The organism is Rhizobium sp. SVR5-9E, from assembly GCF_056755095.1.
Map to the genome: position 1 here is coordinate 1 of NZ_JBNDHS010000434.1, position 269 is coordinate 269.

The 269-nt window shown below is 43.1% G+C and carries 1 protein-coding gene; it reads right to left on the minus strand.

From position 1 onward, the window contains the following. Positions 1-269, minus strand: a 269-nt coding sequence (locus ACPYOJ_RS35505; protein WP_481420411.1) for an efflux RND transporter permease subunit, incomplete at both ends; no start/stop codon positions are given.

The window sequence follows — 269 nt, forward strand, 5'->3', positions numbered from 1 at the left end:
CAGAATTCCTTACCATGACACCCGCCAGAGCAATCATTCCGATAAAAGATGTTGCTGTGAAAAATGCACCCAGCAGCCAGTGTCCCAATACAATCCCAATGAGTGAAAGCGGAATCGCAACCATCATGACAATCGGTGTTTTGAAATTCTGAAACCACCCTACAATCAGCATATAAATAATGATAATCACAACCGCAAAAGCAGTTCCCAAATCACGGAAAACTTCCAGTGTTATCTGCCACTCTCCGTCCCATTTCACGGTATAATTG